The sequence below is a fragment of the Candidatus Omnitrophota bacterium genome (genome assembly GCA_040755155.1).
Lineage (GTDB): Bacteria > Hinthialibacterota > Hinthialibacteria > Hinthialibacterales > Hinthialibacteraceae > JBFMBP01.
Genome location: JBFMBP010000078.1, coordinates 23,073 through 37,398, shown reverse-complemented (window position 1 = coordinate 37,398; position 14,326 = coordinate 23,073). Strand labels below are relative to the sequence as shown.

Annotated in this window: 20 protein-coding genes; 19 read left to right on the top strand and 1 reads right to left on the bottom strand. The window is 49.1% G+C overall.

Annotation, left to right across the window (positions count from 1 at the left end):
* Positions 1 to 165: 165 nt before the first annotated feature.
* From AB1656_10365 to lipA, 10 genes are all read left to right on the top strand, one after another.
* Complete coding sequence (locus tag AB1656_10365) at positions 166 to 447, top strand: hypothetical protein (protein MEW6235778.1); 282 nt, start codon at positions 166 to 168, stop codon at positions 445 to 447.
* 344 nt (positions 448 to 791) lie between these two features.
* Positions 792 to 1,586: an SDR family oxidoreductase gene (locus tag AB1656_10360; GenBank protein MEW6235777.1), complete on the top strand. Its 795-nt coding sequence runs from the start codon at positions 792 to 794 to the stop codon at positions 1,584 to 1,586.
* Between the two features lie 112 nt (positions 1,587 to 1,698).
* A complete protein-coding gene (gene rpmH / locus AB1656_10355) occupies positions 1,699 to 1,839 on the top strand; it encodes a 50S ribosomal protein L34 (GenBank protein ID MEW6235776.1) in 141 nt (46 codons plus the stop codon).
* Between the two features lie 45 nt (positions 1,840 to 1,884).
* On the top strand, positions 1,885 to 2,226 hold the full coding sequence (gene rnpA / locus AB1656_10350; protein ID MEW6235775.1) for a ribonuclease P protein component: 342 nt from the start codon (positions 1,885 to 1,887) through the stop codon (positions 2,224 to 2,226).
* A 106-nt stretch (positions 2,227 to 2,332) separates the two neighbouring features.
* Positions 2,333 to 2,575, top strand: coding sequence for a membrane protein insertion efficiency factor YidD (gene yidD, locus AB1656_10345; protein ID MEW6235774.1), 243 nt, complete (start codon positions 2,333 to 2,335; stop codon positions 2,573 to 2,575).
* 330 nt (positions 2,576 to 2,905) lie between these two features.
* Complete coding sequence (locus AB1656_10340) at positions 2,906 to 4,786, top strand: YidC/Oxa1 family insertase periplasmic-domain containing protein (GenBank protein MEW6235773.1); 1,881 nt, start codon at positions 2,906 to 2,908, stop codon at positions 4,784 to 4,786.
* 124 nt (positions 4,787 to 4,910) lie between these two features.
* Positions 4,911 to 5,693, top strand: coding sequence for an RNA-binding cell elongation regulator Jag/EloR (gene jag, locus AB1656_10335; protein ID MEW6235772.1), 783 nt, complete (start codon positions 4,911 to 4,913; stop codon positions 5,691 to 5,693).
* Positions 5,694 to 5,829: 136 nt separating this feature from the next.
* Complete coding sequence (locus tag AB1656_10330; GenBank protein MEW6235771.1) at positions 5,830 to 6,102, top strand: hypothetical protein; 273 nt, start codon at positions 5,830 to 5,832, stop codon at positions 6,100 to 6,102.
* 13 nt (positions 6,103 to 6,115) lie between these two features.
* Positions 6,116 to 6,682, top strand: a complete 567-nt coding sequence (gene dcd, locus AB1656_10325) for a dCTP deaminase (protein MEW6235770.1) — start codon at positions 6,116 to 6,118, stop codon at positions 6,680 to 6,682.
* Positions 6,683 to 6,686: 4 nt separating this feature from the next.
* Positions 6,687 to 7,547, top strand: coding sequence for a lipoyl synthase (gene lipA / locus AB1656_10320; protein MEW6235769.1), 861 nt, complete (start codon positions 6,687 to 6,689; stop codon positions 7,545 to 7,547).
* 201 nt (positions 7,548 to 7,748) lie between these two features.
* Here the strand turns inward: lipA and AB1656_10315 are convergent, their stop codons facing one another.
* Positions 7,749 to 8,243, bottom strand: coding sequence for an adenylyltransferase/cytidyltransferase family protein (locus AB1656_10315; GenBank protein ID MEW6235768.1), 495 nt, complete (start codon positions 8,241 to 8,243; stop codon positions 7,749 to 7,751).
* A gap of 224 nt (positions 8,244 to 8,467) precedes the next feature.
* Here AB1656_10315 and AB1656_10310 point away from each other — a divergent pair, with 224 nt between their 5' ends.
* The 9 genes from AB1656_10310 (at position 8,468) to AB1656_10270 (ending at position 14,284) form a co-directional block, all read left to right on the top strand.
* The gene (locus AB1656_10310) at positions 8,468 to 9,763 is read left to right on the top strand and encodes an alpha-L-fucosidase (GenBank protein ID MEW6235767.1); all 1,296 of its coding nucleotides are present in this window, start codon (positions 8,468 to 8,470) and stop codon (positions 9,761 to 9,763) included.
* A gap of 83 nt (positions 9,764 to 9,846) precedes the next feature.
* The gene (locus AB1656_10305; protein MEW6235766.1) at positions 9,847 to 10,785 is read left to right on the top strand and encodes a hypothetical protein; all 939 of its coding nucleotides are present in this window, start codon (positions 9,847 to 9,849) and stop codon (positions 10,783 to 10,785) included.
* Between the two features lie 31 nt (positions 10,786 to 10,816).
* Positions 10,817 to 11,197 carry a calcium-binding protein gene (locus tag AB1656_10300; protein MEW6235765.1) on the top strand — a complete coding sequence of 127 codons (381 nt, stop codon included), beginning with the start codon at positions 10,817 to 10,819 and terminating at the stop codon, positions 11,195 to 11,197.
* A gap of 262 nt (positions 11,198 to 11,459) precedes the next feature.
* Complete coding sequence (locus tag AB1656_10295) at positions 11,460 to 12,416, top strand: HTH domain-containing protein (GenBank protein ID MEW6235764.1); 957 nt, start codon at positions 11,460 to 11,462, stop codon at positions 12,414 to 12,416.
* 128 nt (positions 12,417 to 12,544) lie between these two features.
* Positions 12,545 to 12,835, top strand: a complete 291-nt coding sequence (locus tag AB1656_10290) for a nucleotidyltransferase domain-containing protein (protein MEW6235763.1) — start codon at positions 12,545 to 12,547, stop codon at positions 12,833 to 12,835.
* Between the two features lie 2 nt (positions 12,836 to 12,837).
* Entirely contained in the window at positions 12,838 to 13,077 is a 240-nt protein-coding gene (locus AB1656_10285; protein MEW6235762.1) for a DUF4160 domain-containing protein, read from the top strand.
* The gene (locus tag AB1656_10280) at positions 13,037 to 13,297 is read left to right on the top strand and encodes a DUF2442 domain-containing protein (GenBank protein MEW6235761.1); all 261 of its coding nucleotides are present in this window, start codon (positions 13,037 to 13,039) and stop codon (positions 13,295 to 13,297) included. Before AB1656_10285 ends, AB1656_10280 begins: the two co-directional genes overlap by 41 nt.
* 24 nt (positions 13,298 to 13,321) lie before the next feature.
* Positions 13,322 to 13,516, top strand: coding sequence for a hypothetical protein (locus tag AB1656_10275; GenBank protein MEW6235760.1), 195 nt, complete (start codon positions 13,322 to 13,324; stop codon positions 13,514 to 13,516).
* 159 nt (positions 13,517 to 13,675) lie between these two features.
* Positions 13,676 to 14,284 (top strand): prepilin-type N-terminal cleavage/methylation domain-containing protein, encoded by a 609-nt coding sequence (locus tag AB1656_10270; protein ID MEW6235759.1) that lies wholly within the window; start codon positions 13,676 to 13,678, stop codon positions 14,282 to 14,284.
* Positions 14,285 to 14,326 lie beyond the last annotated feature (42 nt).

The window sequence follows — 14,326 nt, the reverse complement described above, 5'->3', positions numbered from 1 at the left end:
ATCCTACTCGGCATATTATTGGATTTAAATGGGGAATATTGAGGGTAAAACAGGCGTCTCGCCTGTCTTGTTATTGCAGGCGAGACGCCTGCTTTACCCATATTTAGATAACCGATGTCGGGTAACATGTTAATATTTTGCAATTTATAAATGTGGAGCGTTGCTATGAAAAGCGCTTACGAACTAGCTATGGAACGATTGGAGAAGGAATCGCCTTCTCCGCCCCCTTTGACGGAAGAACAAAAGGCGGCGTTAGCGGAGATGGATAATAAATATCTTTCCAAAATCGCCGAAGTTAAAATTTTGGCGGAACGCGAATTGAAAGAATCATGGAACAATCCCGAAGCGCAGGCGAAAATCCAAGAACGCTTGCAAACGGATATCCGCCGCCTGGAAGCGGAACGAGACGAGAAAAAAAACGAGATTCGAAGACCATCCAGCCTATAAAATCGTTCCTTTCATGAAAAACAAGCATAAATTAACAGGGGCGTTATGGCGTCTTCGTCCAGAGAAAAGACGCCGTTGCCAAGGATTTTATAGATATTTATAACAAAAATATTTTGTAAGGGATACGCATAAAATCATGCGGCGGCGGTTCGTGAATTGGTTGAAGACGGTATAATGCACGCGGCGGCGTCAATGGGAGGCATTGCATCCGCCCAGCATAGGCCGCTAATGAAAAAGAAGACAGGGAAATTCGAGGGAGATAAGGAAATTCCAACCGGAGTGGTTTTTCTTTTATGGCGATTGAGAAAGAGACTCGAAATTGCAGCGTCGAGGAGGATCTCCAAGTGGAGAAATGGTATCGAGGCGAGTGGGGTTTGATTCTAGGATCATCCAGCGGATTCGGACTGGCGACAGCGAAAAGATTGGCTTTTCGAGGCATGAATTTATTCGGCGTTCATTTCGACCGGCGGGGGGCGATAGATAAAATCAATCAAGAAATCGACGAGATGAAAAGTCAGGGCGTCGAAGTGGAGTTTTTCAATTACAATGCCGTGGACGAAGAAAAACGAAAACAAACCATCCAGGCGATGAAAGAACGGATGGGCCATGCGCCCCTTCGTTGCATTCTTCATAGTCTTGCTTTTGGGACGTTGCGCGATTATTTCGCAGAAAATATCGAAGCGGAAATCACTCCCGCCCAGATGGAAATGACGCTCAACGTCATGGCGCATAGTCTGGTCTATTGGATTCAAGACCTGCGGCGGGAGGGATTGATTCAGGAGGGAACCCGCATATTCGCGATGACCAGCTCAGGGGGCGGGCGCGTTTGGCCTCATTACGGCGCCGTTTCCGCCGCCAAAGCCGCTCTAGAATCGCATATTCGTCAGATTGCGTTGGAATTGGCGCCTTATGGAATCCGCGCCAACTCCATATGCGCCGGAGTTACCGATACGCCTGCATTGCGCAAAATTCCCGGCCATGAAGCATTAATCAATGGGGCGCTCGCCCGTAATCCTTCCAAGCGGTTGACGAATCCGGAGGATATAGGAAACGTTATCGCGTTGCTCTCCCATCCCGATGCGGCCTGGATGACGGGCAACGTTATTTACGTGGATGGCGGCGAGGAAATCGTAGGATAAGGACGCAGGACCTCCCCCTCTTTTAGGCGTCTTGACTGGAGTGGAGGGAGAAGTATCCTATTTAGTTCAAAAAAACAAATACTTTATAGAATAATCAGGCGATAGAAAAACCATGAAACGAACCTATCAACCCAGCAAAATCAAGCGCGTGCGAGTCCACGGTTTCCGAGCGCGCATGAAGACTCGCGGCGGCCGCGACGTGTTGCGGCGAAGAAGACAGAAAGGGCGTTATCGCTTGACGGTTTCCGGCTAAGATTTCTTTATAGGAAATCGCCGCCGCGAGACGTATAACTCTATTTTGGACGAACGTTACGGAAAAAGCGAACGGCTGCGGAAAAGAAGCGAAATACGGAACGCGCTTCGGCGGCGCGGGATTGCGGGAAAATATTTTATCGTCCATATCCGCGCAACGGATAAACCCGTATCCCGTTTTACGGCGATAGCGGGCCGCCGGTCGGGCAAAGCGGTAGTTCGTAATCGGGCGAAAAGGCGGGTTCGTGAGATTCTTCGGCGCATCAAAAACCGTTTAAAGAGTAAGGTGGATATCGTAATCCGAACCCAGACAGGCATCCAGGAAGCTTCATACGCAGAAATGGAAGACGACTTGATCGGCATCTTGAAACAACAAAATCTTCTGTAAAACGCGGCTCCTCTTCCAATGACTATAATCGAGGAGAAAACGGATGCGCCGAGCGTGGAGATCGAGTAAGATCATCCTGAAGAAAGTGATGCGGTATTTACCGTCGATGCCGTCGCGGCTGGCGGCCGGCATGTTGAAAGCCTATCATCGTTGGGCGTCTCCTTGGCTGCCGAGGTCGTGCCGTTTTTACCCAACGTGCTCCGTATATGCGGCGGAAGTGATCACCACTTTTGGATTGTTCAAGGGAGGATTCCTCTCCCTGATCCGTATCTCGAAATGCCACCCGTTTCATCCGGGGGGAGTCGATATGCCTCCCCTTCCCGCCCAGGGCGAAAAGAATAATCGCTGAACGCCGTATCGTTTCGTCATTTATCAGAGTAGAAGAGGCGTCCAGCCTCTCGCGGGGTAAAACAGGCGTCTCGCCTGTATGCCGGATACAGCCTTCGAACCGTGGGCGGAATGCACTTATATTTGAGGCTCTTGCAAAATTAATGAAATCCGTCTTAAAATTCTCCCCCCAAGATTGGGGGGAGTTTAGAGGGGGGTTGATTTTAATGGACTTATGTCAACCCCCTCCTAACCTCCCCCAAGCTTGGGGGAGGAATAAAGGTATTTTGCATGAGGCTCATTTATAACCGTCGATTTGATCGCCCGGATTAAGTGTAAAAAAAGAGGAAAAATGGATTCGGAAAAACGGCTTGCGCTTTGCTTTGTGCTTTCCATGTTGGTGATGCTGGGATTCAATTGGTATTACGCCAAGAAATACCCTCCAAAACCTCGCACTTCCGGAGCGCAGCCCACGGCGGTTGTTCCCGGCCAGGCGGCCGTCCGGCCTACGCCAACTCGTACGCCAAAAGAAGCCATCGCCTCCGCGACGCCGGAAATCGCCGCCGCCGGCGTTTGGGATTGGCTTCCCAGCGCACCCCCAGCGGAACAAGGCGGGGAAGTAGTGGTGGAAAGCGAACGTTACCGCATTGTTTTTTCGAAAACGGGTGCGTTGCCGGTGGAGTGGCGGCTTCTGCAATACAATGAATTAAGCGAGGATCCTCGTCTTCTACGGCTCGAAACGAATAAAGGAGATCCGTTGAGATCTCATCTTGCCGATTTGGAACTGAAATGGCGAGATTCCTGGCCGGAGAGCGGGCCTCCTCCCATAAACGCCATCGATCCCCATTTCTCGCCGGGGGATATGGGATTGAGCGTGGAATGGGGCGGCCAGTATCCCGACAAGTGGATTCCTTATCAATGTTCCCAAGAGCGCCTTTTCCTAACGGGGGCCAATCCGAGCGAATTAGTCTTTACTTATACGAATCAGGGACTCACGGCGGAAAAAGTCTACAGGTTTTATCCCGATAGTTATCATATCGATCTGCAAGTGCGCCTGTTCAACAAATCGGGAAAGCCGCTTGTTTTTAACGGCGAGGGATATTACGACGTGCTATGGCGGGGGGGATTCGGCTTTCCCTCCCAGCGGACAGATGCCCAAAACAACGCGTTATGCCAGCTGATCGAGAAGGGTTTAACCACCCAGCCGCTGCCTATTCTGATGAAGGAAATTCAAAAGAACTCTCCCGTTCTCTTGCCGGAATATTCCGCTCCTACGCTTGCCGTTACGAATCAAACTGTAGGCTGGGCGGGCGTGGGGCAAAAGTTTTTCCTAGCGGCTATTGTCCCCAAATCGCCGACGAAGATAGCTCTCAAGGGGGCATCCAGCCCGAAGGAAGATCCCGCCATTTTGAAGCCTTTAGCCGGGGTGCGCATGAACATCGATCCGATTCCGGACGGAATGTCGTACAACAGCCAATATACTATATACGTAGGGCCGTTGGATGATGACGATCTGGTCAAGGCGGATTCCAGTTTGGGCGAAGCGCGTCAAATCTTTTGGCGAAGCTTCACCGGCCCAATATCCAATTTTATGCTGCGGTTGCTTAATGGTTTTTATATAATCATTCCTAATTACGGCGTGGGGATCATTCTGCTGACGCTTTTAGTGAAAGTTATCATGCTTCCCCTATATCATAAGCAGATGAAATCCATGAAGAAAATGCAAGCCTTGCAGCCGCAAATCAACGCGATGAAAGAGCAGTACAAAGACGATCCCCAAAAAATGCAGAAGGCGCAGATGGAACTCTTCCGCAAACACAAGGTGAATCCGCTCGCCGGATGTCTGCCCATGCTGCCGACTATCCCTATTTTCATTGCGCTTTACGCAACATTTGGCATGGCGTTGGAGTTGCGCGGCGCACCCTTTTTCAGCTGGATCAAGGATCTTTCCGCCCCGGACGGCGCTTTTTATCTGCCGGTGGCGGGATATATTTTTACGATCAATATTCTGCCGCTGGCCTATGCAGCATTAATGTTGTGGAGCAGCAGCCAGCAAAAAGTCGAAGGTCCCAATGCGAATATGATGCGGATGTTCCCGCTGATCTTCGTATTCTTTTTCTGGTCCATTGCTTCGGGCGTCATCCTGTATTTCGTCATCAGCATATTCATCGACGTTGCGCAACGAACGATCTTGGATCGATTTCACGGAAAAGAGCCGGCGGCGGCCAAATAGTGACGAATTTGAATTACCGATCGAGAAGAACGCATCCTCGCCGGCAGTATAATCGCCTGCGTTCTTGGAATGCGCGCCGGATCGGATGCAATGAAATTCTTCTCGAAACAGACGGAGGAAGATCATGAAAGAAGCATTAGGCGAAGGCAATACCCTTGAAGAAGCGACGCAGAACGCCTTGCAGCAGCTGATGGCGAAACGCGAAGAAGTCGAAATCAATCCCATGTCCGCCGGATCGAAGGGCTTTTTGGGCTTTGGCCGCAAGAAAGCCGTCGTCAAAGCATCCCTGCGTCCCGACGACCGCATCCGCGCTTCCGTATTTATGCGCAATATTCTCCAGCGCATGAAGATCGATTCGCCCATCGACGTGCGGGAAGAGGGAGAGAATCTCTTCATCGTCCTCGGCGAAAGCGCCTCGTCGCTCATCGGCCATCACGGCCAGACGCTGGATTCATTGCAGTACCTAGTGGCGCGCTACCTCAACGAGGACAAAGAGGATTGGCGCAAAGTCGTCATCGACATCGATAATTACCGTGAAAAACGCGAGGACAATTTGCGCGCCATGGCGCTGCGCTGGGGCGAGCAGGTAGCCCGAACTAAGCAGGACTACCGCACCGATCCACTTTCGCCCCCCGAACGCCGCATCATCCATCTTGCCTTGAAAGAGAACGCCGAGGTAACCACCTTCAGCATCGGCAACGGCACGCATAAGCGCGTCGTAATCGCATCCACGGATCGTTCCGCGTCTTCATCGGCGCCGAGACGCCGTCCGCAACGGCGCGGCGGCCGCAGCGGCGGAGGTGGAGGTTATAGCGGTCGTGGTGGCAGCGGCAGCGGCAGCGGCGGCGGCGGCGGACGAGGGCGGCGCAGACCGTCCCGACCCCGCGAGGGATCGGGAAACCGATAAACCGCCGAGCTGGCGAGCGTCAATCAAGAAGAATAACGGAGCGGAACGAATCACCCGCTCCGTTTTTTCTTTACTGGATTAATCGGAGATGGTAGTATAACGTTATCGGAATAATGAGAGACGGAGGCGATGGGTCATGAGCGACAAAACATGGTGGTTGAAATGCGAAACGTCGAAAGGGATGTTTCCTGACGAACTGGCGGTGGAGTCGAAAACGATCGATGGTTTGGTTTTTTCTTTTTTTATAAATCCCATATTTGTAAAAGAACCAAAGATTGAAGGAGAAAACTACGTAAAGGTGTGGCTATACGCCAATAATGGACCATCTTGTTCGATCAAGTTGCCGGAATATCCTTTTGAAACATCCAATTGCGTGAATGTTTCCAGAGAACAATTAATGGAAGCCTGATAAGGAGAATCTTTTGATTCTTTCCAATACAGAAATAAAAAGAGCGATAGCCGAGAAGAGAATCGTCTTGACGCCTCTTCCTCAAAATGAGAGTTTTGGCACGACGGCTGTCGATCTTCGGTTGGGAAATACTATTTCGATTCCACAAGTGGGAAATTGTTTTAATCTTGATTTAAGTAAAGGTTCAATTGCCGGCACATTAAAAAAGATCTGCAACGATAAATCCGTCAAAGAAGATCCTTTTGTTTTAGAACCACAGAAATTTGTCTTATCGCAAACGCTGGAAACTATTTCTATTCCGATTAAAAAAGATGAAATAACGGGATATTACTTAGCGGCGCGCGTGGAAGGGAAAAGTTCTTTGGCGAGATGTGGACTATTGGTGCATTTTACGGCTCCAACGATTCATGCTGGTTTCGAAGGAACAATTACTTTAGAAATTATAAACTTAGGAATATACGCTTTAACTCTTCAACCGAGAATGACCATATGCCAATTGATTTTCGAATTGGTTCTAGGAAAACCAGAAGAGAGTCCCAGCGCCTTTCAAGGGCAAAGCCATCCGGTTGGTTCTATTTGATGGAATGAATAAAACATCTTCGCCAAAAATCTTGCCCAAACCGTCCTGGATTCGCGTAAAGACGCCTTCCGGTCTGGATTTTAACCGCACTCGCGATCTTGTCCGTCAGTCCGGATTGCCGACGATCTGCGAATCGGCGTTGTGCCCCAACCGGGCGGAGTGTTGGCGCAATGGAACGGCGACGTTTCTTCTCTTGGGCGACGTTTGCACGCGCCATTGCTCCTTTTGCGCCGTGAAGGGCGGACGCCCCGCCGCTCCGGACGATTTGGAGCCGCAGCGCGTGGCGGAAGCCGTCGAGAAGATGGGTTTGAAGCACGCCGTATTGACCAGTGTCGCTCGCGACGATCTTCCGGATGGCGGCGCTTCCTATTTTTACGCAACCGTCAACGCCGTCAAAAAACGCAATCCCTCCTGCACGGTGGAGATTCTCGTTCCCGATTTTCAGGGAAACTGGGAGGCTCTCGATCATCTAATGAAAGCGGACATCGCCATCCTCAATCACAATCTGGAGACGGTTCCCCGCCTGTATTCTCGGCTTCGTTCACAAGCCGTATACGAACGCAGCTTGGAGTTGCTGCGGCGGGCGCGGCGTCCCGGCGTCAAAACCAAATCCGGCATTATGCTGGGCGTGGGCGAAGAAAAAGAAGAAGTAATGTCTCTCATGGAGGATTTGCGAAAAACGGGCTGCTCTATCCTGACGATCGGCCAATATTTGCAGCCGAATCGACGTTTGCATCCCGTTGTGCGCTACGTTTCCATGGAAGAATTCGCCGATTATAAGGAATGGGGAAAAAGAATGGGATACGAACACGTAGAATCCACCCCCTTCGCGCGCAGTTCCTACCATGCCTGGAAACAGGTTTGACTTCGCGGACGAATCTCCGGGTAGAACGAAAAAAAGGAATCCCTCCAGGAACCCGCCGTTGAAACGGCTATTACCTTTTGCCCCTTTAAAGGGGCAAACGCCAATAGCCCGCCGTTTCAACGACGGGGCGGCAAGGCTTTTCTTCCTGCAATCGCCGAGAGCCTTTTCTCGGTTGGGGGGCTTGTCACTAATCGCAGTTTTTTATAATGGTTCGCCGGTTTCTTCCCGATAGACATCCAGGACTTTGCGGTAGAAATTCGTCGTGGAGTGATCGTCTTTTTTTACGAGATATACGGTTCCGCCATGCTTCCTGACGATGGGTCCCTCGATCAGGTTGTAGCCGTAGGCGTCGTCTTTCACATGCACGTCCGGCTTCACTTCGTCGACGAAACGCAGCGATTCCGGCTCGTCGAAGATGAGAATCATATCGACGTAGCGGATAGCTTCCATAAGGATCGCCCGATTTTCCTGGGGGACGATGGGCCGCCTTTCGCTTTTGTATTTCTTCACGGAGGCGTCGCTGTTGAGTCCCACCACAAGAATGTCCCCTTGTTCTTTGGCTTCCTTCAACAACCGGACATGGCCGACGTGAACGATATCGAAGGCGCCATTGGTAGTAACGATCTTTTTACCTTCGCCGCGCCACTTATCCAAGATCGGCCCCCATTTTGCTTTTTCGTCAATATGAAAAATCATTTGGCTCTCTCTCCACGGAAACGATAAAAAAACATGTTACTCTGGGATTGGTGTTTGTCATCCTCTTCGATGATTGATTTTGTCTTTTTTCATTCATAAACTTCAATTGAAGCATTTTTATATAAAACTATTCTATTACGTTATCCTGTTTACTCTTTCATGCCTGGACAAAGAAGGACGAATATTTGACAATGCGGAAACGCTAATAAATTTGGAGGAATAAAATGAAATCGCGCTATTTTATGTTTGTTCTCGCCGCAATGATGCTATGGATGCCATCGTCTATTTTCGCAGACAAGTCCGATCCCCAAGTCAAGGCTCAGGAATGGTTCCAAGATGCAAGATTCGGGCTTTTCGTCCATTGGGGCGTTTATTCCCTGCTGAGCAAGGGGGAATGGGTGATGAACAACGACAAGATCGCTATTCAAGAATACGAAAAACTCTATCCCCAATTCAATCCCGTCAAGTTCAATGCCGACAAATGGGTCGATCTGGTGAAGACAGCTGGAATGAAATATATCACGATTACCAGCAAGCATCACGACGGCTTTTGCATGTTCGACACAGCGCTGACCGATTATAAGATCACGAATACGCCCTTTGGCCGCGACGTCATGGCGGAATTGGCTAAAGCCTGTAAAAAGAAGGGAATCAAACTGTTTTTCTATTATTCGCAATTGGATTGGCATCATCCCGATTATTTCCCGCGCGGCAGAACCGGCCATGACGCCGGGCGTGCGGAATCGGGCGATTGGAGCCGCTATTTGCAATACTACGAAGGCCATATGCGGGAACTTTGCGCGAATTACGGCAAGATCGGCGGCTTATGGTTCGACGGCCTTTGGGATAAGCCGGACGCGGATTGGAACAACGACGGCATTTACCATACGATCCACTCTCTGCAGCCGCAAGCCTTGATTGGCAGCAACCACCACGTAGCGCCGTATCCCGGTGAAGGCTTCCAGATGTTCGAGCAGGATTTGCCTGGAGAGAACACCGCTGGCTTCAACAAGGCGGGAGTCTCCCAACTGCCGCTGGAAACTTGTCTTACGATGAATAACTCCTGGGGATACAACAAAGACGACCATAAATACAAATCGGTAAAAGAGATTGTTCATTATTTGGTGAAGGCGGCGGGCTTCGGCGCCAATCTGTTGCTCAATGTCGGCCCCATGCCCACGGGCGAGATTCAGCCCGAATTCCAGGAACGATTGATCGCCGTCGGCCAATGGCTGAAGGAGAATGGCAAGACCATCTACAAAACCCGCCGTGGACCTTTCGTCAAGCAGGAATGGGGAACTTCCACGCGAAAGGGCGATATCGTTTATTTGCATATCCTGAAATCGCCGGGCGCGTCGTTAAAACTGCCAGCCGCCGATTTCGCCGTCCAATCCGCCCGCGTATTCAAAGGGAAGAAACTGCAATGTTCAACCAACACGGACGGGACGGAAATAGCCCTGCCGCCCATTCCGGAAGATTCCATCGACGTTATTATCGAATTGAAAGTAAAATCCAATTGAGTATCTTGTTATGCAATTCCCTCGCCCTTTGGGAGAGGGCAAGGGTGAGGGATTAAGCATATTTTCTACGGAGGTTCTCATCCATGCGTTATTCGATCCATATTATTCTTTCCTTTATTTTATTTCCCCTCGCTGCTGGAGCGTCCGACCTGGCTTTTCACGCCGTGGACAACGGCTTTTTCGAGTTCGATACCGGTGCGCTCAAAGGCAAACTGCGCGCCGACGCCTCCTCGCAGGGCGTCGTATCCATCGTGGACGCCTCGTCGGGCGTGGAATTGGCCTATGGCGGCGACAATCCGGGAATCTTCAGCCTCTACCGCGTTTTGTCTACAAACAAACGTTGGGGCGAAGATGCGCGCGCACGGCAGAAACTGGCCAAGCCGCTGGACGATGGCCGCGCCCATATTTATTGGCCGCCGGACGAGAACAATCCCTACGAAATGAGCGCCATCTACGGCTGGAAGGCGCCCGAGGCGCTCGACCTGGAAATCCTATGCAAGCCGCATCAGGATATGAAGAATTTCGAAATCTTTCTCTCTTCTTATTTCGCCAAGGATTTTCAAAGCTGGATTTACGCCAAGGCCCCCCGCCACGCTCCCGGCGTCCCCGCGTTTCTGGCCGCCGACGGCAATCCGCTGGTGCTAGGAACTTATTTGGCGTTTCCCCGCGACCTGGCGGCGGCTCAATTGTTCTGCGACGGACGTTGGGAACTGGGATCGAATCCGGTGCAATGGTCGCTAACGCGCTATTTGGAAGCGCCCATCGGGATGCGCAAAAACGCCAATACAGGCCTAACCGCCGTCATGATGGCCAAGCCGGAAGACTGCTTCGCCCTGGAAACGCCCTACAATTTGAATCCCCCCGACGGCGTAGCTGGCCATAATTCCTTATACATGTCGTTCATCGGCAAAGACGTAGCGGCGAACGACACCGTCTCCGTCCGCGCCCGCCTCGTCATCGGCCCCAACATCTCCGACCAGGCGGCGTTGGAACTCTATCAACGGTTTGTGAAAGGTGAATAATATAACCACTGTGGAGAAAGGAGAAACAACAATGGCTTTACTAAATAACTACGATTCATCTTGGGACGAAGAAAACGATGACCTGTTGGATCAGAAATTTGAGGAATGGGAAAAACGAAATTGGGCGCGTTGGCTGTCCCAGCATCTCGCCTTTCCATTCGATGTCAAGCGAGAGGAAGATAGCGATGAAACCTTCTTCACCGATATCGCGAAAAAAGAACCTTTTCGGTTAGGGCATGTCATGACAGTCCTTTCGATCGAAGAAGACGATCCCGATTACGGAATAATTATCAAAGTCCGCGAAGGCAAGAAAGAAGGATTGGTTCCCTTAGCCGACATGGAAGTCGTTTCCCGAACCAATCCTAATTTTTGGCCAGTGCGCGAGTATGTAGTCTGGTTCGCCAACCGGTGATTTTGTTATGGTAGAAGGCAGGATGGGTCGCGTTTTTCGATCCATCGGTTTAAATGGATATAATGAACGAGGAGTGCAGACAGTCAGCGCGTTTCAAGATGCGAGCTGTTGCTGTCTGAATCTGGATCTCAAGGATGTAAGAATAACTAGGATTTTTTATTCTGAAAATCCTGCCCATCTCGATTCTGACAAGATTGGATGGAAATTGTAAGTGATATGCTAAACATTTCAATCTTGTATGAGAGGATAGGAGTAACAAAGAATGAGTAATACATATTTAGACTTGGCTTATGAAGTCTTGAATCAATCTCCAAAACCTCTGACCTATCAAGAAATATGGCAATTTGCTAATGAGAAAGGGATGACATTAAAAATAAAAACTACTGGGAAGACGCCTTGGCAAAGTCTTGGCGCTCAACTATATGTCGAAGTGCGTGATAACATATCATCCAAGTTTATTAAAGTGGGGAAGCGCCCCGTTCGGTTTTTTCTCAAAGAACGGCAAAGTGATTTGCCGCTAGATGCGATCAATAAAATTGAGAAGGAAGAAGTCAAGAAGAGCGAGAAGAAGACGGAATTCAGTGAACGCGATTTGCATCCGCTTTTGACCTATTTCGCTTACGCAAATCCTTCCTTTAATCGCGGAAGATCAATATATACAAAAACAATACATCATGAGAAATCTTCAAAGACAGGATTCAATGAATGGATTCACCCGGATATGGTTGGTTTTTACCTACCTCTGGATGATTGGCGTCCCGATGTTATCGAATTTAATCGGCTTTCGGATAATAACTCTTTGCGCTTGTTCTCGTTTGAACTTAAAAAATCTCTGACAAAAGGAAACTATAGGGAAGCCTATTTTCAATCCGTTTCCAATTCATCTTGGGCGCATGAAGGGTATCTTGTTGCAGCGGACATTTTGCAAGATGATGAATTCCTTTCGGAACTTGAACGGTTAGCATCCTCCTTCGGGATTGGAATTATTCATTTGGATCCAAAGGATATTGATGGATCAACTATACTCTATCCAGCAAGGATCAAGAGCGCTCTTGATTGGGAGACAATCAACAAACTATGCGAGCAAAACACTGACTTTGAGAAATTTCTGCAGGATGTGAAAATTGATTTTGAGTCGAAACGAATTCACCGAGCCGAATATGATGAAGTAATTAAGGATATTGAGAAGTATATCAAAGAGAAACTTAAGATTGTCTAACGTTATAAGATAAGTGTTATGTATATTGTAATTGATGGGTCAAACAACGCGACCCATCCTACAACGCTATAAAACGCAAGATAATCAGGTTAAAACTATGCAAGACATAAGATAAATATAAACCAGCGATTAGCAACGCTTGCGCGGAGGCGAGCGTTAGGCGCTTGGATGTTTTCGGTTCGTTCGCCGGGGAGAATTTCGGACCGGATAGCGATGTGGATGTCGTAGCGCTTTTTGACAGGAAGCCGGGAAAAATGTTCAGCCGCTATTTCGATCTGAAGGAACGCTTGGAGGAGATATTCGGACGGCCTGTAGATTTAGTGTTGGAAGATTCCATCAAGAATCCCTATTTCCGCGAAGCCGTCGAACGCAGCAGGATCAAGATTTATATCTATGACTCTCGATACGACGATAAGTGATTATGAGTCCTACGGTTTTCTACTGGAAAGGTTATCGGTTTTTCTTCTTCTCACGGGAAGAGCCGAGGTCTCATGTGCATGTATCGAGCGCAGATGGAGAAGCGAAATTCTGGCTTGAACCAACCGTTTCGCTGGCAAAAAATTATGGTTTTTCGAGTAGCGAAATAAACGATATAGGTAGAGTTGTAGAGGAGCGCAAGCATGAACTCATTCGCGTCTGGAAAGAGCATTTCTCCCGTTGAAGTGACCAATATCGGCAAATTGGGATTTTGGCTGCTCGTTCGGGAGAAAGAACATTTTTTGCCATTCGAACAATTTTCTTGGTTTCTCCAGGCGAAAATCGAAGATATCTTGAACGTTCAACTTGTGCATGAAGATCATCTGCGCTGGCCAGCGCTGGATGTCGATCTTAGCCTGGAATCGATTGAGAATCCCGAATCGTTTCCATTGATATATAAGTAGAAACCATACGAAAGGCCGCTAATCATGTTGGCAATCCATAAAAAAATCGTTCTCGACGAAAATCAAAAACCATTCGCGGTTCAAATACCGATTGAGGAATTTAATCTATTGGAAGAAACGATCGAAAACTCTGTCTTATCGAAGATGATTGATGAAGTAAGGAATGATGAAAGATTTTCAGGGGATGAAGCGAAGAGATACTACCAATCCTTGATATAATAATGGTAATAATCCACGTTCCACATGGAACGTTTCACCGATGATAATTTAATAGTTACTATTTGATAATATTGAGTTTAAGATGGGAAAAATTTATTTAATGATAGATCGTTTCTTGAAGATTCTATCGGAGAACGTCTTGAAGAAATGGAAAATATCATGCGAAAGAACGGATTTACTCTCATCGAATTGCTTATCGTCGTCGCGATCATCGGCGTTTTGGCCGCCATCGCCGTGCCCAATTTTCTCAACGCCCAGATCCGCGCTAAAGTCGCCCGCACCAAAGGAGATTTGAAGGCCGTCGGCTTGGCGCTGGAAACCTACCGTCTCGATCGGGCAAAATATCCTCCAGGCGCTATCGGGCCGGACTTGACGCAGGATTTGCATGAATTGACCACGCCCATCGCTTATCTCAGTTCCATCAGCATGGAGGATATCTTCGGAGGAGCGGATAAATTCGACCGCAATGGATCGGCTTTCACGCTGCAAAAAAGTTATAAGTATTTCAGTTTCGATTGCGATCCTAAAAAACCTTCTTTGACTTGGGCGGGACGCGCCAACCTGTGCGATATGAAGATGAACGGTTATCTCTTATATAGTTTTGGACCGGATCACGCCCAATCCGCTTTGGAATGGTACGCCATGGGACTGGGCGACCGGGGAATGATTTACCATCCTTCCAACGGCTTAATCAGCTGGGGCGATATCGGCATCACTGGCGGCGAAACCCGCAACAACCGGGGCGGCGAGATCAATGGCGCTCTCTAGGAATAACAACAACCAGTTTGCGGCTCTTGCCTGCGGCGGAGG